The following is a 20,853-nucleotide window of genomic DNA, read 5'->3' as shown; positions in this document are numbered from 1 at the left end:
GGCAACCGCGAATCGGCGCCTGCGCCCGCGAACCCCACCATCCGTCGAGAGTGACATGCAGGCGTGCAAAGGGTCTTCTTCTGTGTGGCGTGCCTGGGTGCGGCTGGGGTCGATGGGGTGGGGGTCCGGGCGCAGGCGCCCATTCGCGGTCGCCACAGAGCGGGTGTGCAGACCACGGTGTTGACGCCATGGTCTCTCGAGTGCTCGGGCAGACGCCCGCGAGCAGCGCCGGAGAACGGGCCCACGCCCCAGCGGCCTTGAGGCAACCCACGAAAGCAAGGTCTTCAACACAACATCACACAGGCTCAGGCGCCAACAACTGATCCAGCATCGGCAACAAGGCCGCCACATCCTCCCGCTGCTTGAAGAGAATGCCCGCCGTGTCCTGAATCACCTCAGGGTCCAAAGTCAGCGTATCCAAAGCCACCAGAGCCTTCGCCCACTCCACACTCTCCGCGATCCCGGGACTGCGCTGAAAGGCATTGGCGAACGGCTGGTTGCGCAGACGGGACACAAAACGCGTCACCTGCTCGGTCAATGCCGCACTCGCCTGCGGCACCTGGCTTTTCACGATGGCCAGCTCGCGCTCCCGCTCCGGGTAATCCAGCCACTGGTACAGACAACGCCGCTTCACCGCGTCGTTCAGATCGCGCGTGCGGTTGCTCGTCAGGATGGTCAGCGGCGCCGCCACCGCGCGGATGGTGCCCAGCTCGGGAATGCTCACCTGGTACTCGCCCAGGTACTCCAGCAGAAAAGCCTCGAACGGCTCGTCGGCCCGGTCCACCTCGTCGATCAACAACACCGCGCCCGGCTCCGGCGTCTGCAAGGCCTGCAACAACGGTCGGCGGATCAGGTAACGCGCCTGGTACACCTCGCGCTCGATCTCGTCGGGCGTGGACGTGGCCTGCGCCGCGCGCATGTGCAGCAGCTGCGCCGTGTGGTTCCACTCGTAGAGCGCCTCGCGCTGCTCCATGCCGTCGTAACACTGCAGGCGCAACAAGGGCCGGCCCAGCACCTTCGCCAGCGCCTTGGCCAGCTCGGTCTTGCCCACACCCGGCTCGCCTTCGAGCAACAGCGGGCGCTGCAGGCGCATCGCGAGAAACACGGCGGTGGCCAGCCGCCGGGGAGCGTGGTAGCCCACGCCCTGCAGGGCATGGGTGAGGCCGTCGATGCTGTCGGTGTCGTCGGGCACCCGGCTCATCCGTTGGCGTGACGCACCGCCACCTGCGTCTGCACCGTCACCAGGTGCGCCCGGTAGGCCGCGCTGGCGTGCAGGTCGCCGCTGATGTCGCTGGCGTCGATCTTCACGTCCTTCACCGCGTCGGGCGTGAAGCTCTTGGCCAGCGCAGCCTCCAGCCCGGCGTGGCGGAACACGCCGTTGCCGGTACCGGTGATCGCCACGCGCGGGCCCGAGGGCGTGAGCGCCACGAACACGCCCACCAGCGCGAAGCGCGAGGCCGGCTGGCGGAACTTGGCGTACGCCGCCTTGCTGGGGATGGGGAAACGGATCGCGGTGATGATCTCGCCCGGCTCCAGCGCCGTGGTGTACAGGCCCTGGAAGAAGTCGTCGGCCGCGATCTGGCGCCGGTCCGTCACCACCGTGGCGCCCAGGCCCATCACGGCGCTGGGGTAGCAGGCGGCCGGGTCGTTGTTGGCCACCGAGCCGCCCAGGGTGCCGCGCGCGCGCACCTGGCGGTCGCCGATGCCTTCGGCCAGCGCGGCCAGCCCGGGGATGTGCTTGCGCACGTCGGCGTTGTCGGCCACGTCCTGGTGGCAGGTCATGGCGCCGATGACCAGGGTCTGGCCTTCGACCTTGACGCCGCGCAGCTCGGCCACGCCGCCCAGGTCCACCAGTTGCTCGGGGCGCAGCAGGCGCTGTTTCATGGAAGCGATCAGGGTCTGACCACCGGCCAGGGGTTGCGCGCCCGCGCCGCTGAAGCGCTTGGCATCGGCCAGGGTCTTGGGTTGTTCGAGTGTGAATGCGTACATGGTGTGTCTCCTCCGGTTCAGGCCTTGGCCGATTGGATGGCCGTCCACACGCGGCTGGGGCTCGCGGGCATGTCCAGGTCCTTCACGCCCAGCGGCGCGAGCGCGTCCAGCACGGCGTTGATCACCGCCGGCGGCGAGCCGATGGCACCGGCCTCGCCGCAGCCCTTGGTGCCCAGCGGGTTGGTGGTGCAGGGCGTGGTCACGTGGCCGAGCCGGAAGTCCGGCACGTCGTCGGCGCGCGGCATGGCGTAGTCCATGAACGAACCGGTGACCAGCTGGCCGGTCTCGCGGTCGTACACGCAGTGCTCCAGCAGCGCCTGGCCGATGCCTTGCACCAGGCCGCCGTGCACCTGGCCTTCCACGATCATGGGGTTGATGATGGTGCCGAAGTCGTCCACGGCGGTGAAGCGGTCGATGCGCACCACGCCGGTGTTCGGGTCGATCTCCACCTCGCAGATGTGCGTGCCGGCCGGGAAGGTGAAGTTGGTCGGGTCGTAGAAGGCGGTCTCGTTCAGGCCCGGCTCCAGCTTGTCCAGCGGGTAGTTGTGCGGCACGTACGCGGTGAGCGCGACCTGGCCGAAGGTGACCTTCTTGTCGGTGCCCTTCACGGTGAACTCGCCGTTGGCGAAGTCCACGTCGGCGTCGCCGGTCTCCATGAGGTGGGCCGCGATCTTCTTGGCCTTGGCCTCGATCTTGTCCAGCGCCCGCATGATGGCCGCGCCGCCCACCGAGATGGAGCGCGAGCCGTAGGTGCCCATGCCGAAGGGCACGCGGCCGGTGTCGCCGTGCACGATGTCCACCTGCGAGGGGTCCAGCCCCAGGCGCGAGGCCACGACCTGCGCGAAGGTGGTCTCGTGGCCCTGGCCGTGGCTGTGCGAGCCGGTGAACACCGTCACGCTGCCGGTGGGGTGCACGCGCACCTCGCCGCATTCGAACAGGCCGGCGCGCGCGCCGAGCGCGCCCGCCACGTTCGACGGCGCCAGGCCGCAGGCCTCGATGTAGCTGCTGTAGCCCACGCCGCGCAGCAGGCCCTTGGCCTTGGAGGCGGCCTTGCGCTGTTCGAAGCTGGCCATCTCGGCCAGTTCGTTGGCCTGGGCCATGCAGGCGGGGAAGTCGCCGGTGTCGTACTGCAGCGCCACCGGGGTCTGGTAGGGGAACTCGGTGATGAAGTTGCGGCGGCGGATCTCGTCCTGCGACAGGCCGGTCTCCCACGCGCAGCGGCTCACGATGCGCTCGAGCAGGTAGGTCGCCTCGGGTCGGCCGGCGCCGCGGTAGGCGTCCACCGGCGAGGTGTTGGTGAACCAGGCGTCCACCTCCACGTAGACCTGCGGCGTCTTGTACTGGCCCGCGAGCAGCGTGGCGTACAGGATGGTGGGCACGGCGGTGGAGAAGGTGGAGAGGTAGGCGCCGAGGTTGGCGTCGGTGTGCACGCGGAAGGCGAGGAAGTGGCCGTCCTTGTCCAGCGCCATCTCGGCGTGCGTCACGTGGTCGCGGCCGTGCGCGTCGCTCAGGAAGGCTTCCGAGCGGTCGCAGGTCCACTTGATCGCGCAGTTGAGCTTCTTCGAGGCCCAGGTCAGGCACACGTCTTCGGCGTACAGGAAGATCTTGGCGCCGAAGCCGCCGCCCACGTCGGGCGCGATCACGCGCACCTTGTGCTCGGGCAGGCCGAGCACGAAGGCCGTCATGAGCAGGCGCTCCACGTGCGGGTTCTGGTTGGCCACGTAGAGCGTGTAGTCGTCGCCCGCGCGGTTGTAGCTGGCGATGGCCGCGCGCGGCTCCATCGGGTTGGGCGCGAGGCGGTTGTTGACCAGGTCGATCTTGGTCACGTGCGCGGCGCCGTTGAACGCGGCGTCCACCTGGCCCTTGTCGCCGATGGCCCACTTGTAGCAGTGGTTGTCGGCGGCGGCCTCGTGCAGCGCGGGCGCGCCGGACTTCATGGCGTCGCGCACGTCCACCACGGCGGCCAGCGGCTCGTAGTCCACCTCCACCAGCTCGGCGGCGTTCTTCGCGTTCTCCAGCGTGTCGGCCACCACCATGGCCACGTGATCGCCCACGTAGCGCACCTTGCCGAAGGCCAGGATGGGGTGGGGCGGCTCCTTCATGGGCTGGCCGGCGGTGTCGGTGATGAGCCAGCCGCAGGGCAGGCCGGCGATCTTGTCGCCCGCGACGTCGTTGCCGTCGAGGATGCCGATCACGCCCGGCGCCTTGAGCGCGGCGGACTTGTCGATCTTGCGGATGTTGGCGTGCGCGTGCGGCGAGCGCACGAACACCGCGTGGTGCATGTTGGGCAGCACGATGTCGTCGGTGTACTGGCCGGCGCCGGTGAGGAAGCGGTAGTCCTCCTTGCGCTTGAGCGATTCACCGATGTGGGGGAGTTGGGAGAAGTCGGAAGCACCCATGTCAATGGCTCCAGTGAGGTTTCGATCGAGGGGCGCCGCGGAACTGGCTTTGCCAGGCCGCTGGCGCCGCCCCCTTGAGGGGGTCGCGCGAAGCGCGGCGGGGGTGTGTCACTTCATGGCGGCAGCACCTTGCCGCACGGCCTTGACGATGTTCTGGTAACCGGTGCAGCGGCACAGGTTGCCTTCGAGCAGCTCGCGGATCTCGGTGCCGGTGGCGCCGGGGTTCGACTTGCACAGGCTCACCGAGCTCATCACCATCCCCGGGGTGCAGAAGCCGCACTGCAGGCCGTGGCATTCCTTGAACGCCGCCTGCATCGGGTGCATGGTGCCGTCGGCCGCCGCCAGGCCTTCGATGGTGGTCACCTCGCAGCCGGCGGCCTGGGGCAGCAGCATGTTGCAGGACTTGACCGCGCGCCCGTCGAGCAAGACCGTGCAGGCGCCGCACTGGGCGGTGTCGCAACCCACGTGGGTGCCGGTGAGCCGGAGGTGTTCGCGGATCGCCTGGACCAAGAGCGTGTGGGGCGGCGCGTCGATGGTCACGGCCTTGCCGTTGACCCTGAGTTGAACCTGCATGCTTGTCTCCTTGTTGTGGTGATGGGGCACCAACAAGTTGAGCACGCGGCCCGGGCGGTGATTTGCGGGTTAACCCTGAAATCCCCTGGCCGGCGCCAATCATTCTCAAATTGAGACGCGCGCGGCCCGGGGGCTTGCGCGACCCGGCTCAGAGCTGCGGGCTGGATGAGCGGGGCAGCTCGGCGCGGTAGCGCAGGCGCACCACCGTGTCCTCGACCACCTGCAGGTGCACGCTGGTGCGGCGGTACGACCACTTGCGGTCGATGCCCACGGTCAGGGGGTCCTGGCGGCTCTTGGTGCTGATCTCCAGCCCGTACCTCGACCGCAGCGACACCGTCAGCCGCTGGGCAAGGGCGCGCGCCGCTTCGGGTGAGCCGGCCTGGGCGCGCAGCACGACGCTCTGCAGCCGGTCCTGCTCGAACCCGAACGCCACCTGGAAGTCGGCGCCCACCACGTCATGGGCGGGAATTTCCAGCAGCACGCGGCCGTCTTCGGTGGCCGGGCGCAGCGTGCCCGGGGCCGCCGCCTCGGGAATCAGCGCCACCACCTCCGCCGGCGTGGCGCCGGCGGGCACGCCGCGCCAGAGCGCCTGCGCCGAAGCGCCCAAGCACCACAGGAGCAGGGCCGAGCAGACGAGGAATTTGTTCATGTGGGCGTTGGATGCGGGCGAAGCCGCGGAGTTCGGGTGGTTCGGCACCCGGGCGCGGGGCCCGCCGGTGGCCCGGCAAGAATACCCGGTGGCTACTTGCGCCGAGGGCGGGACAGGTGGGGCTGCACCGCCTGCAACCGCCCGCTGCGCAACTCCACCACCGCCTTGCTCACCGCCAGGGCCGCGTTGCGGGTTTCGTCCTGCACGGCCAGGTCGTCGTCCAGCGTGTCGTGGCTGGTGGCGTAGGGTTCGTAGTAGCCGATGAAGCGGTCCAGCCGCGCCTGCGGGCCGGCGTCGATCAGGCCCATCCAGTCCAGCCAGTCGCACAGCGAGCGGCGCGCGCCCTCGATGCCGGCCACGTCGCCGTGCACCACCACGCCGTAGGCCCGGCCCGCCAGGTGCTGCGGGTAGTCCCAGCCCGCCATTTCCAGCGCCTTGGCCTTCTCGGGCTTCTTGCCGCCGGTGGAGGTCGGGTCGGGGTTGCCGCCGTCGGCGCACACCAGGCGGTCGATCATGAGCTTGAGCGGGCTCGGGCTCTGGTACCAGTAGACCGGTGTGACCAGCAGCACGGCGTGCGCCGCCACCCAGCGTTCGTAGATCTCGGCCATCCAGTCGTGCGTCTGGTTCAGCGCGTGGTTGGGGTAGCAGCTGCAGGGCCAGTGGCACAGCGGCATGGCGGTGGACACGCAGCCCTTGCAGGGGTGGATGTGCAGCGCGTATTCGGAGGTGAGCAGGCTCAGGTCCAGCACGTCGACCTGCATGTGCTGCCGTTCGAGCGCTTCGCGCGCGATCCGGGTGAGCCGGTAGCTTTTGGAGATCTCACCGGGGCAGGTGCCGTCGTTGCGCGCCGAGCCGCAGACCAGCAGCACCCGCGACGGCGTGCTGGGCAAGGACCAACTCGCCTGCGCGGCGTCCAGGCGCGCCTTGGTCGCCACCCACTCGGACGACAGGTCGTGGTCCGGGTCGGCGTAGCCCGGCCCGGCCTTCTGCGTCACGGGCGCCTTGCGGCCTTCCTGGTAGGCATCCCAGGCGATGGCCTCCAGCCGCTCGATGCTCGCGTCCTCGGCGCGGAAGGCGGGGTCGAAGAAGAAGGCGCGAAAGCGCTCGCTGAATGCCGCGCGCTCCAGGGGAGCGGGCGCCTGTCCTTTTCGGATCTGGGTCATGGTGCGGTGGTGTGGGTGGGGTGACCCAATATCGGAGCCACCCGCGGGCGCGTCTGTTCGCCACCGCACCCTGGCTTCAGGCCGGGGCTCGGTGAAAGCGCATCGTCCAGTTGGCCTCCCAGCTGCGGCCGGCGTCGGCCGAGAACGCCTGCTCCCACAGCGGCGAGGCGGTCTGCGTGTCGGTCCAGCGAAAGCGCACGCGGATCGGGCGGCCGTCCAGCACGTCTTCGGCGAAGAAGGTGCCCACGCCGCGGTCGAAGTGGCCCACCACCGGCACGTCCAGCTGGTGGGGCTGGCGGCCGTCCAGCCACCAGATGGACCAGCGGCCGGTGTGCGGGTTGTGGCTGCGCAGCGTGGCCGCGCGGTAGCTGCCGCCGGGCAGGTGCAGCAGGTTGTCGTCCACATTGCCCTGGCCGCCGAGCACGGGCCAGGCGGTGCAGGTGCCGTCGAAGCGCTCCCAGTCGGTGCAGCCGCTCAGGCGCTCGCGCAGGCGGTGGTGTTCCACGCGCCAGTGGCCGTGCAGGAAGTCGAAGTCGTGGTCGCTGGTGTTCATGGGGTGGCTCCTTCAGGCGTGCAAAGCGGAACGGGCGGTGGGGGTGAGGCGGTGGCTCTCGGTGGGGCCGGCCAGCCAGGGGGCGAGCGTGGGCTGCGCGTCGCGCGCCCAGGCGCCGCCGCGCGCGAAGGCGTCGAAGGCCGCGGGGCTGTGAAACAGCGCGAGGCCCACCAGCACCGGCTCGCCCTCGCGCACCGGCAGGCGCGGGAAGTTGTTGGGGCTGGCCTCCGTCACGTACCAGCCGATGCGCCGCGCGCCGCCCTGGCGCAGCACCGGCGAGAGCACCTCGCGGCACAGCGCCAGCAGGTCGCTGCCGGCGGGCGCGCGCAGCGGGAACACGGCCGCGTCCAGCAGGCCGGGCGGTGTGTCGGTGGTGCCGGGCTTGGCGCGTCGGGGGGCTTCGCCGTCGATGCCCGCGCCGGGCCAGGCCGGGCGCAGCAGGAACACGTCGTCCGAATCGACCATGGTGGCGTTCGCCGCGTCGCGGTGCGCCTGCCACACCGGGCCGCCGTAGAACGCGGCCAGGCCCTGGGCGCGGCGCGCCATGTCGGCGAAGCCGCGCAGCCAGACGAAGCGGTTGGCGTCGTCCAGGTCGCGGAACTGGCCGATCACGCGCAGGCCCTGGGCCTCCTGGGTCTCGACGAACTCGCGGTCGAACAATTCGATGAGGGTGTCGCGCCGGCCCGGGTGCAGGGTGTAGCGGCGCAGCTCGACGAGGGGGATTCGGTCATGGCAAAGGCTCCTTGAAAGACGATGTGGTGATGATCCACCCCATAACCTGACACGGTATGTCATGTTTAAATCTCTCGCATGCAAGCCAGCCGACTGCTCTCCATCCTCATGCTGCTGCAGGCGCGGGGCCGCCTGACGGCCGGCGCGCTGGCGCAGGCCCTGGAAGTGTCCGAGCGCACCGTGCTGCGCGACATCGACCAGCTCTCGGCCGCCGGTGTGCCGCTGTGGGGCGAGCGCGGGCGCCAGGGCGGCTTTCAGCTGCGCGAGGGCTGGAGCACCCGGCTCACCGGCATGACCGAGCCCGAAGCCCAGGCGCTGCTGCTCGCCGGCCTGCCCGGGCCGGCCACCGAACTGGGCCTGGGCGCGGCCGCCGCCTCGGCGCGGCTGAAGATGGTGGCCAGCCTGCCGGGCGAGTGGCGCGAGCAGGCTGACCGCGTGGGCCAGCGCCTGCACATCGACCCGGTGGACTGGTACCGCGCGCAGGACGCGCCGAACTTCCTGCGCGAGGTGGCCGACGCCGTCTGGCGCGCGCGCAGCATCGAGGTGCGTTACGAGAGCTGGCGCGGCAAGGCCTGGCGGACGCTGGAGCCGCTGGGCTTGGTGCTCAAGGCGGGCGCGTGGTACCTGGTGGCGCGCGCGGTGGACGCGGCGCCCCCGAACGGCGATGGCGTGCGCACCTACCGGCTGGCGAGCCTGCTGGAACTCAAGCCGGGCGCGGCCTTTCGCCGGCCCAAGACCTTCGACCTCGCGCGCACCTGGCAGGCGTCGGCCGCGCGCTTCGAATCGGAGCTGCGTTCGGTGGAGGTGCGGGCGCGCGCGACGCCGCGCTGCCTGAAGTGGCTGGCGAACGCGCGCGTGCCGTTCAGCGACCCGGTGGGCGACGAGGTGACGATCCGCGTCGAATCGGTGGAGCAGGGCGCGCGGCAGCTGCTCGCCTTCGGCGACGAGATCGAGGTGCTCTCACCGCCCGCGCTGCGCGAGCGCCTGGCGCAGCAGGCGGCGGCGGTGCTGGCGCGCTACCAGGCCCGGGGCCGTGCTCAGTGCTGAAAGACCGCGCCCGAGGTCATCAGCGCATCGATTTCACCGGGCTCGAAGTCCAGCTCGCGCAAGACCGACACCGTGTGCTGCCCCACGTAGGGGGCGGCGGAGGTGGCGTGCGGAGACGCGCCGTTGAAATGGAGCGGCAAGCCCAGCGAAGGCGTTTTTCCGCCGTCGGCATGGTCGACGTCCACCACCATGGAGGTGGCGCGCACCTGCGGATGTTCCAGCGCCTGCCCCACGTCGTTGACCGGGCCCACCGGCACGCCGGCCAGGTCGAAGCGCTGCACCCAGGCCGGCGCGTCGTCGCTGGACAGGGCTTGTGTGATCAGCGCTTCCAGTTCCGCGCGGTGCGCCACCCGGCTGCGGGCATTCTTGAACCGGGGTTCCTGCAGCCATTCGGGGTGCCCGAGGATCTGGGCGATGCGCTCCCAGTTGGCCTGGTTTCCGCCACCCAGGGCGATGGCCCCGGTGCGGCAGCGAAAGGTCTGGTAGGGCGCGATCAGGGGATGGGCCGTCCCCATGGGCTTGGCGATGGTGCCGTCGTTGAAGTAGGCCGCCGCGAACCAGTACATCTGCTGCATGGACGCCTGCAGCAGCGAGGTTTCCACCTTGCAACCCTGGCCGGTCTTCAGCCGCTCGATGTAGGCCGCGAGAATGCCGACGGCCGCGAGAATGCCGGCGTTGATGTCGGCCACCGAGTTGGCGGGCTTGACGATCTGCCCGTCGGGCGTGCCCGTGGCGCTGATCAGGCCTGAAAAGGCCTGCAGCACCAGGTCGAAGCCGCCTTGGTCGCTCAGCGGTCCATGGGGGCCGTAGCCGCTGATGGAGCAGTAGATCAGCTCGGGCTGGATGCGCCGCAGGTCGTCGTAGCCCAGGCCCAGCGCGTCGAGCTTGCCGCGGCGGAAGTTCTCGGTCATGACGTCGCACCGCGCGACCAGGCGGCGGATCACCTCCTGGCCCTGTGGCAGGCGGATGTCCACGGCGACGGAGCGCTTGCCCCGATTGAGCATCAGGAAGCTGGGCGCCAGGCCGGGGTCGCCCGGCCGTGCATAGCCTCGGGAATCGTCCCCGGCGGGGAATTTCTCGATCTTGATGACGTCGGCGCCCATGTCCGCCAGCATGAGCCCGCACACCGGGCCGGCCATGATCTGGGACAGTTCGAGAACGCGCATGCCCTTCAGGGGGCCTTGGGCTTTGGGGGTCATGTCGGTCAGGCGCCCTTGAACACGGGTGGGCGGTTTTCAGCGAAGGCCGACAGGGCCTCCCGGAGATCGCTCGTGCCCAGGCTGTGCAGAAAGGCCTGGGTGGCGGTCGCCTCGTCGTACTCCTGCCGGCCGGTCTCGTTGAGCACCTTCTTCATGGACACCAGCGGAATGGGGGCCATGGCCAGCAGATCGCCGATCCAGCGCTGCAGCTCGGCGTCCAGTTCTTCGGGGGCCACCAAGGTGTCGAGGTAGCCGATCCGCAGCATCTCGGCGGCGTCGATCGTTCGCGAGGTGAGGAACAGCTTCTTCGCGCCGCCCAGCCCCAGCCGGGTGACCCAGCGGCGGATGCCCCGGCCGTAGTAGTGCAGTCCGAGGCGGGCCGCCGGCATGAACATGCGGATGCCTTGCGCGCCGAGGCGGAAGTCGCACGACAGGGCGAGGTCCGTGGACCCGCCATAGACCGGCGCATGCAGCCGGGCGATGGTGACCGCCCGCGCATTTTCGATGTCGTCGCAGAGTTGTTCGAACGGGTTCTCGCCGGCCTTTCCATTGGCGCTGGCGGCCGTGCCCAGCCGCGTCAGATCGAAGCCCGAGCTGAAGCTCTTGCCCTCGCTCTGGAACACGATGACGCGCACCGCGGGCATGCCGTTGAGCTCGCTCAGGTAGCGGGAAATCACGCCCACGTCATCGGGTTCGATGCGGTTGTGCGTGGCGGGCCGGCGCAGGCGGATGGTGGCGACCGCGCCATCCACGTTCAGCTCGGGCGGCTGAGAGGCGAGCGCGGTGGCGGCGGGGGCGGATTCAAGGTGGGTGGACATGAGGGAGGCTTTCAGACAGGGGAGGGGAATGCGGTTCACTCGAACTTCAATTGCTGCACCCGCACCACGCGAGCCCATTTCTCGAAGTCTCTCTTCACCAGCAGCGAGGCTGCGTTGGGGGTGCTGGCCGATATGTCGTTGCCGAAACCGACGAGCTTGTCCTTCACGGCGGGGGTGTTCAGGGTTTCGTTCAGCGCCGCGTTCAAGCGCTCGATCACCGGTTGCGGCGTGCCCTTGGGCAAGGCCATCACGAACCAGCCCTGGGCGTCATAGCCTGGGACACCCTGTTGAGACACGGGCCTGACGCCCGGGAACGACGGCACCTCGCGGTCCGAGGTCACGGCGATGGCGCGCGCCCGGCCGCTCTGCACAATCGGGATGGCGGGCGCGATCGTCGCGAACGACACCTCCACCTGCCCGCCCATCAGGTCGTTGAGGGCGGGGGCCGCACCCCGATAGGGCACGTGGGTCATGAAGGTGCCGGTTTCGGCCTTCAGCAGTTCGGCGGACATCTGGTGGATGCTTCCCAGTCCTGAGGTGGAGAAGCTCAGGGCGCCGGGCTTCTTGCGCGCCAGCTGGATCAGCTCCGGCAGCGTGCGCACGGGAAGCGTGGGGTTCACCAGGATGACCAAGGGCGATTGGGCGACCACGCCCACGTAGGCAAAGCCGGTCACGGGGTCGTAAGGCACCTTGCGCGTGGTCGGGATGATGGTCAGTGGGGCGCTGTCGATGAGGCCCACCGTGTAGCCATCGGGCGCCGCGTTCGCGACGGCCTCGGCCCCGATGGAGCCCGCCGCACCGGGGCGGTAGTCCACGACCATGGGTTGCCCCAGGATTTTTTCCATGACCCCGGCGATTTCGCGCGCGGTGGCGTCCGCCGCGCCGCCCGGGGTGTAACCCAGGATCAGTTTGATGGGTTTGGTCGGCACCCACTGAGGGCCTGCGGCGGACACGGCATGGCCGGGCAAGGCCAAGCCGGCCGCCAGGGTGGCGGCAGCGACCGCTTGTTTTAGAATATTCACTGAACGTCTCCTAATATATTTACGATCGACTTCAGTATATTTAAATGAGCACAACCATGCAAGTGGCCGAGCCCGCGAAAGGCGCGCGCACGTTCGCCGAGCAAGTGCGCCTGGCGATCCTTGAAGACTTGGCGTCGGGCGCACTCCGCCCCGGGGAACCCCTGGACGAAAAGCTGCTGTGCGAGCGCTTCGGTGTGTCCCGCACACCGGTGCGCGAAGCGTTCCTGCAGTTGGTGGCCCAGGGTTTCGCGGTCAACGAAGCCCGAAGCAGCGTCACCATCCCGAAGCTGTCGCTGCAGCGCTTGCGCGACATCCTGGAGCTGATCGCCGAGCTGGAGGCGACCGCCGCCAGGCTGGCCGCCAGAAGGGCGACCGCCGCGGAGCGGCAGGCCATCCTGGCGTCACTGGAGCAGGGACGCCGCATCGCGGCCGATGGCACCGCGCGCACGTACGAGGTCGCGAACGACGGGTTCCATCGCGCCATCTGGTCCGCGTCCCACAACGAACTGCTGGAAGAGCAGGTTCGCCAGATGCGCACCAAAACCGCGGGCTACACCCGCAACCGCTTTGACTCGCCAGGGCGCATGCAACGGTCCGTGGAGGAGCACCAGGCGGTCGCGCTCGCCATCGCGAATGGCGATGAGGCCGCCGCGTGGCAGGCCATGTCCGACCACATCGCGATCGGTGGACGGGACTTCGCCGAATTCGTCAGCGGCATCCCCGCGAGTCTCCTGAGCGTGTGAGGCCTCAGCCCCGCCGCGCCTGGTCGATGGCGGCCACGTCGATCTTCTTCATGGTCATCATCGCGTCGAAGGCGCGTTTGGCCGCCGCGCGGTCGGGGCCGGTGAAGGCCTCGGTGAGCGTGCGCGGCGTGATCTGCCACGACAGGCCCCAGCGGTCCTTGCACCAGCCGCACTCGCTCTCCTGGCCGCCGTTGCCCACGATCGCGTTCCACAGGCGGTCGGTCTCTTCCTGATCGTCGGTGGCGATCTGGAAGGAGAAGGCCTCGTCGTGCTGGAACACCGGGCCGCCGTTGAGCCCGATGCAGGGAATGCCGGCCACGGTGAACTCCACCGTGAGCACATCGCCTTCCTTGCCGGAGGGGTAGTCGCCCGGCGCGCGGTGCACCGCGCCGACCGCGCTGTCGGGAAAGGTCTTGGCGTAGAAGGTCGCGGCGTCCAGGGCGTCGCGGTCGAACCAGAGGCAGATCGTGTTCTTGGGGATCATTCCGGGTCTCCTTGAGCGTTGAGCAAGAGGAACTTGGCACCTTACCGCTTTCGGCGGCTCGCGTTAAGCGCCGCGACCGCGAGCCTGGCGGCGTTAGCATCTTCTGATGACCTCTTTACCTGCTGTAACGGCCTGCCTGGCGTTCACGCTGGCCTGCGTCGCCCATGCCGCCGCGCCGGACGACGCCCTGTTGAGGGGAGGGCAAGGCTATCCGCCCGGTGGTCCCGTTCCGTTGGCATCGCATCTCGTGGCGGACGAGCAGCCCCAGCATCTGCTGAACTCCTTCAGCGGGGCCTTGGAGCAGGCGCTGGCCCATCGCATCGTCAGAAAGGGCGCGCATTCGAGGCCACTCGCCAGCGCGCCCGCGGAAACGGCTTTCGTGTACCAGCACGATGGCCTGCGTCTTGGCGTGAACGACTATCTGGATCGCCAGCGGGTCACGGGCCTCATGGTGATCAAGGACGACACGGTGGTGCTCGAGCGTTACCAGTACGGCCTGGGTCCGGCCACGCGCTTCCTGTCGGCCTCGATGGTCAAGTCCATCGTCGGCGTGCTCATCGGCATCGCGTTGGAGGAAGGACGCATTCGCTCCCTGGACGACCTGGCGCGGGTCTACGTGCCGGCGCTGGCGGGCAACCCCTATGGTGAAACGTCGATCCGCGATCTGCTCCAGATGTCGTCGGGCGTGCGGTTTTCGGAGCAGTACGACGGCCGCGACGACCTGGGCGCCCTCATCGAAGACACCATCGGGCGCCGCTCGCCGGGCGGGGCCGCCGTCTTGTTGCCGCATGTCCAGCGCCGGATCGCGCCGGGCCAGTTGTTCTACTACTCGTCCGCGGACACGCAGGCGCTCGGTCTTGTGCTGCGCGGTGCCACCGGTGTTCCGCCGGCCGACTACCTGAGTGAACGGATCTGGCAGCCCATGGGGGCTCAGGACGATGCGAGCTTCCTGGTCGATGCCGCTGGCCAGGAAGCGGCTTTCGCGTTCCTGCACGCGACGCTTCGGGACTACGGCCGTCTCGGGATGCTGCTGGCCAATGAAGGCCAGGTGGGCGACAGGCAGGTCGTTCCCGCTGCGTGGGTGCGGCAATCGACCGCGGTCGCACAACCCCATGCACAGCCCTTTGTGGCGAGTTCCTACTTTGGCTACGGGAGTCATGTCTGGATCTTTCCAGGTGCACGGCCGCGGTTCGCGCTCATCGGGGTGCGCGGCCAGGTGATCTTCGTGGACCCTGCGCTGCGCCTGGTGCTGGTGCAGACGGCCGTCTGGAAATCCGCGGGCGACCGCGCGGCGCGGGCCGAGCTGCTGGCCTTGTGGCGGGGGGTGGTCGAGCACTACGGGGCCTGGTGAGCAGGCCTGCCTGCCCCCCGGTTTGTGGGCTACCGAACAGACGGCCAGAAGGCGCAGGCGAATACTCCGAACACGAGACATCCGGAGACCCGCATGCCATCCCCGCAACACCACTTCAATCCGCCCCGCAAAAGCGGCCGGACGGGCCGCCAGGCGCGCCAGAGCGAGGCCCTGCGGCGACAGGGCCCCTCCCGCATGGCCCTGGAGCAGCCCGACGACACGCCGCTGGATCAGCGTCTGTCCCACCCGCAGTCGGGCCCCCGCCAGATGGCCTGAAACGCAGCGGAGCGCGCGAGAGGCTGAGCAACCAACGCGTGTGGGCTAGCATCGCGCGCATGCGTTTTTTGGTTGTAGGAACAAGCGGCGCGGGCAAGTCCACCTTCGCCGAGGCCTTGGGCAGGGCAGCACAGTGCCCGCACATCGAACTCGACAGGTTCTATTGGGGCCCAGGTTGGGAAGCCGTGCCGCACGCACAGTTCGAGCGTGCCGTGCTGGCGGCCACCGAAGGAGCGCGCTGGGTGGCCGATGGCAACTACAGCGCCGTGCGCGATGTGCTCTGGCCCCGCGCCACCCAGGTCGTCTGGCTGAACTACAGCCGCTGGACGGTGTTCTCGCGCCTGCTCTGGCGAACGCTCGGCCGCATCATGACGCGCGAAGAACTGTTCCAGGGCAACCGCGAGTCGCTGCGCATGTCGTTCTTCTCGCGCGATTCCGTCCTGCTGTGGTCGTACCGCACCTTCGAGACGAACCGGCGCAAGTACGCCGGCCTTCGTGAGGATCCGCGCTACGCCCACCTCCAGTGGACGGAGATCACCCGGCCCTCCGAGGCCCGGGCGTTCATCGAGCGGCACACGGCCTAGGCCGGGCGCTGGCGTTCGGTGTGCACGATGAACAGGGCCACGAGCAGCGACAGCAGCGAGCTGGCCCACATCACACCGAGCACGGCGAGGTGGGCATTGGACGCGTTGACCACCAGGCCCGCGAGAAACGCGACGATGCCGGCACCGATCACCGTCACCGCAGCGGCCAGGCCCGATGCCGTGCCCGCCAGGTGCGGACGCAGGGACAGGATGCGCGCATTGGCCGCGGGCATGGTCAGGCCGTTGCCCAGGCCCACGAACACACAAGGGCCGAAGAAGGCGAGCGGGTGCGTGAGGCCCGAGGCCAGCAGCACCAGGCCCACCAGCAGGCCCACGGCCGTGAGCAGGCGGCCGACCAGGATCAACCGGGTGGGTGCGTGCCTGGAACTGGTGTGCCCCACGATGTAGCTGCCCAGCATGAAGCCCGCCGGCACCAGGCCCATGTAGGCGCCCAGCGCCGTGCTCGACAAGCCGCCGAGCTGCGCCGCCACCAGGGGTGCGCCGCCGAGGAAGGCGTACAGCGTGCCGATGCCGAAGGCCATGCACAGGGCATAGGCCCAGAACGGCGGCGACCGGCCCAGCTCGCCATAACCCTTGAGCTGCAGGGCGAAGGAGGCGGTGCGGTGGTGGTTGGTCTCCTTCAGGTGGAAGGCCACCAGCCACAGGCCCGCGAGCCCGAGCACGGCGAAGGCGACGAAGTTGGCGCGCCAGCCGAAGGCGCTGTCGAGCAGACCGCCCACAGTGGGCCCGATCATGGGCGCCACGGCCCAGGCCGAGGAGACATAACCGATGCGGCTGGCGGCGCCCCCTTCGTCCGAGGTGTCGCGAATGGCCGCGAGGGACACGGCGTAGCCGGCGATGACGGTGGCCTGGAACATGCGGCACACCAGGAAAGTGGTGATGTCGGTGGCCAGGCTGCAGCCGATGGAGGCGAGGGTGTAGATCGCCAGCGCGGCCAGCGCCACGGGCTTGCGGCCGAGGCGGTCGGACATCGCGCCCGCGATCAGGTGCGCGACGGCGGTGGCGATCGCATAGCCGGCGACGGCGAGGTTGACGAGCGCGAAGTCGGCGCCGAGGTCGCGCGCGATGTTCGGCAGCGAGGGCACGAACATGTTGAGCGGCAGGATCGCCAGCGCCGACAGGGCGATGAGGACGGAGAGGCGCGGGGAGGCCGTGGTCTGCATGGGGGTTGAACGCCTGGGCTGAGGGGACACATCGCCGGAGGCCGTGCGGTTGCGCGACCGTGATCTGCTCGTGCCGGGTTCAACAGGAGTCATGCGCCATCGGGCTGGGTGAGGCCCGTGGCGGGAATCGGGCCGGCTGTGCGCGGCCCATGGTGGCATTCTGCCCGAGCACGGCGTGGCGCGAATCTTCAAGACGCGCGGCGCGCCGGCTGAGACAGTGGCGCGCCATCACCCCTCAACGGAGCAGCGCCATGAACATCCTCGTGAACCGACAGCGGTTTCACATCCCCCCGACTGGCAGGACGAGACCCTGCTTGCCGTGCTGCGCGAACACCTGGGCCTGGTGGGCACCAAGTTCGGCTGCGGCATGGGGCAGTGCGGCGCCTGCACGGTGCTGCTCGATGGCCAGGCGCAGCGCAGCTGCCTGCTGCCGGTGAGCGCGGTGCAGAACCAGGCGGTGGAAACCATCGAAGGGCTGGCGGGGCGGGACGGTGGCCTGCACCCGGTGCAGCAGGCCTGGCTGGACGAGCGCGTGCCGCAGTGCGGCTATTGCCAGGCGGGCCAGATCATGGCCACCGTGGCCCTGCTGCGGCAGAACCCGGCGCCCAGCCCGGCGCGCGTGGACGAGGCGCTGGCGGGCAACCTGTGCCGCTGTGGCACGCAGCAGCGCATCCGCGCGGGCGTGCAGCGCGCGGCGGCCTTGCAGCGGGGGCGGCCGTGAGGCGGCGCGGTTTCCTGCAGGCCGGCGGGGTGTTGAGCGTGGCCTTTCTGGCCGGCTGCGCCCTGCCGGTGATTCCCAAGCGGCCGGTGGCGGGCTACGAGGACGCGCTGGGCTGGGTGCGGCACCGCGAGGGCCGCTACGAGCTGCTGTTGCCGCGCGTGGAGATGGGCCAGAACATCGGCACCGCGCTCAAGCAGGTGGCGTGCGAGGAACTGGGCATCGACTGGGACCAGCTCACGCTGCGCCTGCCGCACACCGGCGAGATGGCGCGCGTGCGGGCCACGGTGGGCAGCGAGTCGGTGAAGGACTTCGCCCTGCCGCTGGCCCAGGCCTGTGCCACGCTGCGCGAGGCGCTGGCGGCCGGCCACACCGAGGGCGAACGCAGGGCCGAGCCTCGGCCCATGGCGCAGTTGCGCGCGTTCCAGCGCGGGGGCCGCCATGTGGGCCGCGCCGTGCCGATCGAACAGGGCCAGGCCATCGTGACGGGCGCGCCGGTCTATGTGGCCGACGTGCGCCTGCCCGGCCTGCTGTTCGGCCGCGTGTTGCGCGCGCCGGTGTCGGCCGAACGCGCCTCCACGCTGGGCTCGATGAACGAGACCGCCGCGCGGGCGGTGAAGGGCTTCGTGGCCCTGGTGCGCGACGAGCGACTGCAGCAGGCGTCGAGCGAGGGCATCGGCATCGTCGCGCGCACGCCGGGGGCGCTGGACCGCATCGAGGCGGCGCTCGATGCGCGCTGGCTGTCCCAGGGCGGTTTCGGGCAGGCCGACATCGACCAGCTGGTGGACGTGGACCGCCGCCTAGCCGACGGTGGATTCAAGTACCGGGTGCACGAGGACGCCATCGACGCGCACGGTGAGTGGGACGTGGACCTGCGCATCGACATCCCATTGGCGGCACACGCGCCGATCCAGCCACGCGCGGCGGTGGCGGCGTTCGATGCCGAGGGCCGGCTGGACCTCTGGGTGGGCTCGCAGGACGTGTACTACCAGCGCGACGTGGTCTGCCAGCGCCTGGGGCTGGACCAAGACCGGGTGCGCGTGCATGGCAGCCGCGTGGGCGGGGCCTTCGGCGGCAAGACGATCTGCACGGTGGAGCTGGAGGCGGCGGTGCTGGCGCAGGCGGTGCGCCAGCCGGTGAAGCTGCAGTGGACGCGCGCGCAGGAGTTTCGCCAGGGTTTTCACCGGCCACCGTCGAGTCACCGCATCCGCGTGCGCCTGCGCGACGGCCGGCTGGACCAGTGGTGGCATGCGTTCGGCAGCAGCCACATCCTGTTCACCAACGCGGGCTTGCCGGTGTGGATGCAGCGCCTGACCGATTTCGTGACCGACGCGGGCGTGGCGCGCGGGGCGCAGCTGCCCTACCGCTGCGCGAGCAAGCGCGCCGAGTTCGCGCTGAGCCGCCTGCCGGTGTTCACCGGGCCCTGGCGCGGCCTGGGCGCAGGGCCGAATGGGCTGGCGATGGAGTCGGCCATCGACGAATGCGCGCGGCAGGCGGGCGTGGACCCGGTGGCGTTTCGCCTGCAGCACGCCGAAGACCCGCGGCTGGCGGGGGTGCTGCGCGCGGTGGACGCACGGGCCGGCGCGTTGCCACCCGCTGCGCCGGGGCTGCGGCGCGGGCGCGGCGTGGCCTGCGGCATCTACAAGCAGGTGAGTTACGTGGCCGTGGTGGCCGAGGTGGAGCTGGACGCGCGCGGTCAGTTGCGCGTGACGCGCCTGGTCTGCGCGCACGACTGCGGCACGGTGATCAACCCCGACCAGGTGCGCGCGCAGTGCGAGGGCAACCTGGTGTGGGGCCTGGGCATGGCGCTGAGCGACCGGCTGACGGCGGTCGATTCGCGCATCGGCCCCGGCAGTTTTGCCGAAGCACCGATACCATCGCTGGACCAGATTCCGCCGCTGGAGGTGGTGCTGGTGGAGGCGGGAGGCGCGCCCGGCGGGGCGGGCGAGACCGCCATCGTGGCAACGGCGGCGGCGATCGCCAACGCGGTGCGCGAGGCCACCGGCGTGCGCATCCAGCGGTTCCCGATCGACACCGGCCTGTTGGCCCAGACGACGACCACATGAACGACTTTGCGTCCGAAGCCATGTTGCGCCTGGTGCGCGCCGGCCTGCAGCGGCAGGGCCTGGCGGCCGACGGCCCGCCGGCCGTGCGCAGCGCGCACGTGCCGCTGGCGGACAAGCGCGCCTGGCTCGACCGGCTGTGGCAGGCCCATGGGCCGGACGTGATCGTGCGGCTGGGCGAGGCGGTGCACGGCATGGACGACGAGCCGCTGCTGCTGGCGCTCTCGCTCGCGCGCGACCCGCCCGACCTGCTGCAGCGCTGGCAGCGCCTGGAGCGCTTCGTGCATTCGCGCCACCGCGTGCGCGTGAGCCAGCCCGAGCCCGGCCTGCTGCGCATGAGGCACGTGTCGCTGGACCCGCTGCGCCTGCCCACGCCGGCCGAAGACCTGCTGGTGTTCGGCTTTCTGGTGGCGCTGTGCGAATACCTGCGCACGCCGGGTGTGCAGGCGCGGCCGGTCGGGCTACCGGTGTGGAGCCGCAGCCAGCGCGCGTGGCGCTCGCCCGTTTGGCCGGACGATGTGTCGAGCTGGGAGTTGCGCTGGCAAGCCCGGCCCGAGAGCCCGCTGCCCGAACCCGGACCCGCGACCCCCGAGGGCTGGGTCGCCCACCTCCAGGCCCGGCTCGCCGCCGACCCGGGGCGGGGCTGGACGGTGGACGCGCTGGCGCGGGAAGCGGCCTCGTCGCCGCGCACGCTGCAGCGCCGCCTGGCGGACCAGGGCCTGAGCTTCACGCAGTTGTTGGCCAAGGCCCGGCTCGCCGGGGCGGCCCGGCTGCTGGCGGCGGACAGCATGCCCACGGCCCAGGTGGGTTATGTGTGCGGCTTCGCCGACCAGGCGCATTTCACCCGGCAGTTCAAGCGGCACACGGCGATGACGCCGGGGCTGTACCGCAGCGAGTTCGCGCCTAGGCTGGGGTGAACCAGATCGCGGCCGTGCGCATGCCCACCCAGGTGAGCAGCAGCGAGCCCATCAGGTGCAGGCCGGCCGTGCCGACGGCGAGCGCGAAGCGGCCGTGCTGCAGCATGGCGATGACTTCGGCCGAGAAGGTGGAGAAGGTGGTCAGCGCGCCGAGAAAACCGGTGATGACCGCGAGCCGCCAGACCGGGTCGATCTGCGTCTGGCTCTGGAAGAACACCACGGCCACGCCCACGATGTAGGCGCCGATCCAGTTGGCCGCCAGCGTGCCCCAGGGCAGGATGGCCGCGCCCTGGTTGAACCACAGGCTCAGGCGCCATCGGGCCAGCGCGCCGAGCACGGCACCGAGGGAGATGGCGATGACGCTGTGCATGGGGGCCGCGCTTCAGCGA

General features: G+C 70.2%; 22 protein-coding genes. 8 read left to right on the top strand and 14 right to left on the bottom strand.

Annotated elements, in window-relative coordinates:
• Positions 1-295: 295 nt before the first annotated feature.
• From ABSY19_RS03695 to ABSY19_RS03660, 8 genes are all read right to left on the bottom strand, one after another.
• Positions 296-1,201 carry an AAA family ATPase gene (locus tag ABSY19_RS03695; protein WP_382159163.1) on the bottom strand — a complete coding sequence of 302 codons (906 nt, stop codon included), beginning with the start codon at positions 1,199-1,201 and terminating at the stop codon, positions 296-298.
• A complete protein-coding gene (locus ABSY19_RS03690; protein WP_382159161.1) occupies positions 1,198-1,989 on the bottom strand; it encodes an FAD binding domain-containing protein in 792 nt (263 codons plus the stop codon). The genes ABSY19_RS03695 and ABSY19_RS03690 overlap by 4 nt, the downstream gene beginning before the upstream one ends.
• Before the next feature lie 17 nt (positions 1,990-2,006).
• The gene (locus ABSY19_RS03685) at positions 2,007-4,388 is read right to left on the bottom strand and encodes a xanthine dehydrogenase family protein molybdopterin-binding subunit (RefSeq protein ID WP_382159159.1); all 2,382 of its coding nucleotides are present in this window, start codon (positions 4,386-4,388) and stop codon (positions 2,007-2,009) included.
• Between the two features lie 108 nt (positions 4,389-4,496).
• A complete protein-coding gene (locus ABSY19_RS03680; protein WP_382159157.1) occupies positions 4,497-4,961 on the bottom strand; it encodes a (2Fe-2S)-binding protein in 465 nt (154 codons plus the stop codon).
• Between the two features lie 148 nt (positions 4,962-5,109).
• The gene (locus tag ABSY19_RS03675) at positions 5,110-5,610 is read right to left on the bottom strand and encodes a hypothetical protein (RefSeq protein ID WP_382159155.1); all 501 of its coding nucleotides are present in this window, start codon (positions 5,608-5,610) and stop codon (positions 5,110-5,112) included.
• A 92-nt stretch (positions 5,611-5,702) separates the two neighbouring features.
• Positions 5,703-6,773, bottom strand: a complete 1,071-nt coding sequence (locus ABSY19_RS03670) for a flavodoxin family protein (protein WP_382159153.1) — start codon at positions 6,771-6,773, stop codon at positions 5,703-5,705.
• A gap of 76 nt (positions 6,774-6,849) precedes the next feature.
• Positions 6,850-7,326 carry a DUF1579 domain-containing protein gene (locus ABSY19_RS03665; RefSeq protein WP_382159151.1) on the bottom strand — a complete coding sequence of 159 codons (477 nt, stop codon included), beginning with the start codon at positions 7,324-7,326 and terminating at the stop codon, positions 6,850-6,852.
• Between the two features lie 12 nt (positions 7,327-7,338).
• The gene (locus ABSY19_RS03660; RefSeq protein WP_382159149.1) at positions 7,339-8,121 is read right to left on the bottom strand and encodes an NIPSNAP family protein; all 783 of its coding nucleotides are present in this window, start codon (positions 8,119-8,121) and stop codon (positions 7,339-7,341) included.
• Positions 8,122-8,136: 15 nt separating this feature from the next.
• On the opposite strand from ABSY19_RS03660, the gene ABSY19_RS03655 reads away from it, so the two are divergent.
• Positions 8,137-9,105 carry a helix-turn-helix transcriptional regulator gene (locus ABSY19_RS03655; RefSeq protein WP_382159146.1) on the top strand — a complete coding sequence of 323 codons (969 nt, stop codon included), beginning with the start codon at positions 8,137-8,139 and terminating at the stop codon, positions 9,103-9,105.
• On the opposite strand, the gene ABSY19_RS03650 is transcribed toward ABSY19_RS03655, so the two are convergent.
• From ABSY19_RS03650 to ABSY19_RS03640, 3 genes are read right to left on the bottom strand one after another with little or no spacing between them, the layout of a single operon-like run.
• The gene (locus ABSY19_RS03650; RefSeq protein ID WP_382159145.1) at positions 9,096-10,304 is read right to left on the bottom strand and encodes a CaiB/BaiF CoA transferase family protein; all 1,209 of its coding nucleotides are present in this window, start codon (positions 10,302-10,304) and stop codon (positions 9,096-9,098) included. The two genes, ABSY19_RS03655 and ABSY19_RS03650, sit on opposite strands and share 10 nt — an antisense overlap.
• Before the next feature lie 5 nt (positions 10,305-10,309).
• A complete protein-coding gene (locus ABSY19_RS03645) occupies positions 10,310-11,122 on the bottom strand; it encodes an enoyl-CoA hydratase/isomerase family protein (RefSeq protein WP_382159143.1) in 813 nt (270 codons plus the stop codon).
• A gap of 35 nt (positions 11,123-11,157) precedes the next feature.
• The gene (locus ABSY19_RS03640) at positions 11,158-12,144 is read right to left on the bottom strand and encodes a Bug family tripartite tricarboxylate transporter substrate binding protein (RefSeq protein WP_382159140.1); all 987 of its coding nucleotides are present in this window, start codon (positions 12,142-12,144) and stop codon (positions 11,158-11,160) included.
• Positions 12,145-12,188: 44 nt separating this feature from the next.
• Between ABSY19_RS03640 and ABSY19_RS03635 the strand changes: the two genes are divergently transcribed.
• Positions 12,189-12,887, top strand: a complete 699-nt coding sequence (locus tag ABSY19_RS03635) for a GntR family transcriptional regulator (RefSeq protein ID WP_382159138.1) — start codon at positions 12,189-12,191, stop codon at positions 12,885-12,887.
• Between the two features lie 4 nt (positions 12,888-12,891).
• Here the strand turns inward: ABSY19_RS03635 and ABSY19_RS03630 are convergent, their stop codons facing one another.
• Positions 12,892-13,371 (bottom strand): VOC family protein, encoded by a 480-nt coding sequence (locus ABSY19_RS03630; protein WP_382159136.1) that lies wholly within the window; start codon positions 13,369-13,371, stop codon positions 12,892-12,894.
• 106 nt (positions 13,372-13,477) lie between these two features.
• On the opposite strand from ABSY19_RS03630, the gene ABSY19_RS03625 reads away from it, so the two are divergent.
• The 3 genes from ABSY19_RS03625 to ABSY19_RS03615 all read left to right on the top strand — a co-directional run bounded on the left by ABSY19_RS03625 (position 13,478) and on the right by ABSY19_RS03615 (position 15,582).
• Positions 13,478-14,722, top strand: a complete 1,245-nt coding sequence (locus ABSY19_RS03625; protein WP_382159134.1) for a serine hydrolase domain-containing protein — start codon at positions 13,478-13,480, stop codon at positions 14,720-14,722.
• A gap of 93 nt (positions 14,723-14,815) precedes the next feature.
• The gene (locus tag ABSY19_RS03620; RefSeq protein WP_382159132.1) at positions 14,816-14,998 is read left to right on the top strand and encodes a hypothetical protein; all 183 of its coding nucleotides are present in this window, start codon (positions 14,816-14,818) and stop codon (positions 14,996-14,998) included.
• A 59-nt stretch (positions 14,999-15,057) separates the two neighbouring features.
• Positions 15,058-15,582: a toxin gene (locus tag ABSY19_RS03615; RefSeq protein WP_382159130.1), complete on the top strand. Its 525-nt coding sequence runs from the start codon at positions 15,058-15,060 to the stop codon at positions 15,580-15,582.
• Here the strand turns inward: ABSY19_RS03615 and ABSY19_RS03610 are convergent.
• Positions 15,579-16,766 (bottom strand): multidrug effflux MFS transporter, encoded by a 1,188-nt coding sequence (locus tag ABSY19_RS03610; RefSeq protein ID WP_382159128.1) that lies wholly within the window; start codon positions 16,764-16,766, stop codon positions 15,579-15,581. The two genes, ABSY19_RS03615 and ABSY19_RS03610, sit on opposite strands and share 4 nt — an antisense overlap.
• A gap of 319 nt (positions 16,767-17,085) precedes the next feature.
• On the opposite strand from ABSY19_RS03610, the gene ABSY19_RS03605 reads away from it, so the two are divergent.
• The 3 genes from ABSY19_RS03605 to ABSY19_RS03595 are packed head-to-tail and all read left to right on the top strand — an operon-like array spanning position 17,086 to position 20,464.
• Positions 17,086-17,487 carry a (2Fe-2S)-binding protein gene (locus ABSY19_RS03605; RefSeq protein WP_382159126.1) on the top strand — a complete coding sequence of 134 codons (402 nt, stop codon included), beginning with the start codon at positions 17,086-17,088 and terminating at the stop codon, positions 17,485-17,487.
• On the top strand, positions 17,484-19,550 hold the full coding sequence (locus tag ABSY19_RS03600) for a molybdopterin cofactor-binding domain-containing protein (protein ID WP_382159124.1): 2,067 nt from the start codon (positions 17,484-17,486) through the stop codon (positions 19,548-19,550). The genes ABSY19_RS03605 and ABSY19_RS03600 overlap by 4 nt, the downstream gene beginning before the upstream one ends.
• Positions 19,547-20,464: a helix-turn-helix transcriptional regulator gene (locus tag ABSY19_RS03595; RefSeq protein ID WP_382159121.1), complete on the top strand. Its 918-nt coding sequence runs from the start codon at positions 19,547-19,549 to the stop codon at positions 20,462-20,464. The genes ABSY19_RS03600 and ABSY19_RS03595 overlap by 4 nt, the downstream gene beginning before the upstream one ends.
• Here the strand turns inward: ABSY19_RS03595 and crcB are convergent.
• Complete coding sequence (gene crcB, locus ABSY19_RS03590; protein ID WP_382159119.1) at positions 20,451-20,834, bottom strand: fluoride efflux transporter CrcB; 384 nt, start codon at positions 20,832-20,834, stop codon at positions 20,451-20,453. The two genes, ABSY19_RS03595 and crcB, sit on opposite strands and share 14 nt — an antisense overlap.
• Between the last annotated feature and the right edge of the window lie 19 nt (positions 20,835-20,853).

The organism is Hydrogenophaga sp. ANAO-22 (assembly GCF_042466645.1).
Taxonomy (GTDB): domain Bacteria; phylum Pseudomonadota; class Gammaproteobacteria; order Burkholderiales; family Burkholderiaceae_C; genus Hydrogenophaga.
The sequence above is the reverse complement of the archived record's forward strand: the minus strand, read 5'-3'. Positions and strand labels throughout refer to the sequence as shown.

What these genes read in the sequence shown, in the direction of transcription:
- ABSY19_RS03695 (WP_382159163.1), bottom strand. Translation starts at nt 1,201, where the DNA reads ATGAGCCGGGTGCCCGACGACACCGACAGCATCGACGGCCTCACCCAT.
- ABSY19_RS03690 (WP_382159161.1), bottom strand. Translation starts at nt 1,989, where the DNA reads ATGTACGCATTCACACTCGAACAACCCAAGACCCTGGCCGATGCCAAG.
- ABSY19_RS03685 (WP_382159159.1), bottom strand. Translation starts at nt 4,388, where the DNA reads ATGGGTGCTTCCGACTTCTCCCAACTCCCCCACATCGGTGAATCGCTC.
- ABSY19_RS03680 (WP_382159157.1), bottom strand. Translation starts at nt 4,961, where the DNA reads ATGCAGGTTCAACTCAGGGTCAACGGCAAGGCCGTGACCATCGACGCG.
- ABSY19_RS03675 (WP_382159155.1), bottom strand. Translation starts at nt 5,610, where the DNA reads ATGAACAAATTCCTCGTCTGCTCGGCCCTGCTCCTGTGGTGCTTGGGC.
- ABSY19_RS03670 (WP_382159153.1), bottom strand. Translation starts at nt 6,773, where the DNA reads ATGACCCAGATCCGAAAAGGACAGGCGCCCGCTCCCCTGGAGCGCGCG.
- ABSY19_RS03665 (WP_382159151.1), bottom strand. Translation starts at nt 7,326, where the DNA reads ATGAACACCAGCGACCACGACTTCGACTTCCTGCACGGCCACTGGCGC.
- ABSY19_RS03660 (WP_382159149.1), bottom strand. Translation starts at nt 8,121, where the DNA reads ATGACATACCGTGTCAGGTTATGGGGTGGATCATCACCACATCGTCTT.
- ABSY19_RS03655 (WP_382159146.1), top strand. Translation starts at nt 8,137, where the DNA reads ATGCAAGCCAGCCGACTGCTCTCCATCCTCATGCTGCTGCAGGCGCGG.
- ABSY19_RS03650 (WP_382159145.1), bottom strand. Translation starts at nt 10,304, where the DNA reads ATGACCCCCAAAGCCCAAGGCCCCCTGAAGGGCATGCGCGTTCTCGAA.
- ABSY19_RS03645 (WP_382159143.1), bottom strand. Translation starts at nt 11,122, where the DNA reads ATGTCCACCCACCTTGAATCCGCCCCCGCCGCCACCGCGCTCGCCTCT.
- ABSY19_RS03635 (WP_382159138.1), top strand. Translation starts at nt 12,189, where the DNA reads ATGAGCACAACCATGCAAGTGGCCGAGCCCGCGAAAGGCGCGCGCACG.
- ABSY19_RS03630 (WP_382159136.1), bottom strand. Translation starts at nt 13,371, where the DNA reads ATGATCCCCAAGAACACGATCTGCCTCTGGTTCGACCGCGACGCCCTG.
- ABSY19_RS03625 (WP_382159134.1), top strand. Translation starts at nt 13,478, where the DNA reads ATGACCTCTTTACCTGCTGTAACGGCCTGCCTGGCGTTCACGCTGGCC.
- ABSY19_RS03620 (WP_382159132.1), top strand. Translation starts at nt 14,816, where the DNA reads ATGCCATCCCCGCAACACCACTTCAATCCGCCCCGCAAAAGCGGCCGG.
- ABSY19_RS03615 (WP_382159130.1), top strand. Translation starts at nt 15,058, where the DNA reads ATGCGTTTTTTGGTTGTAGGAACAAGCGGCGCGGGCAAGTCCACCTTC.
- ABSY19_RS03610 (WP_382159128.1), bottom strand. Translation starts at nt 16,766, where the DNA reads ATGCAGACCACGGCCTCCCCGCGCCTCTCCGTCCTCATCGCCCTGTCG.
- ABSY19_RS03595 (WP_382159121.1), top strand. Translation starts at nt 19,547, where the DNA reads ATGAACGACTTTGCGTCCGAAGCCATGTTGCGCCTGGTGCGCGCCGGC.
- crcB (WP_382159119.1), bottom strand. Translation starts at nt 20,834, where the DNA reads ATGCACAGCGTCATCGCCATCTCCCTCGGTGCCGTGCTCGGCGCGCTG.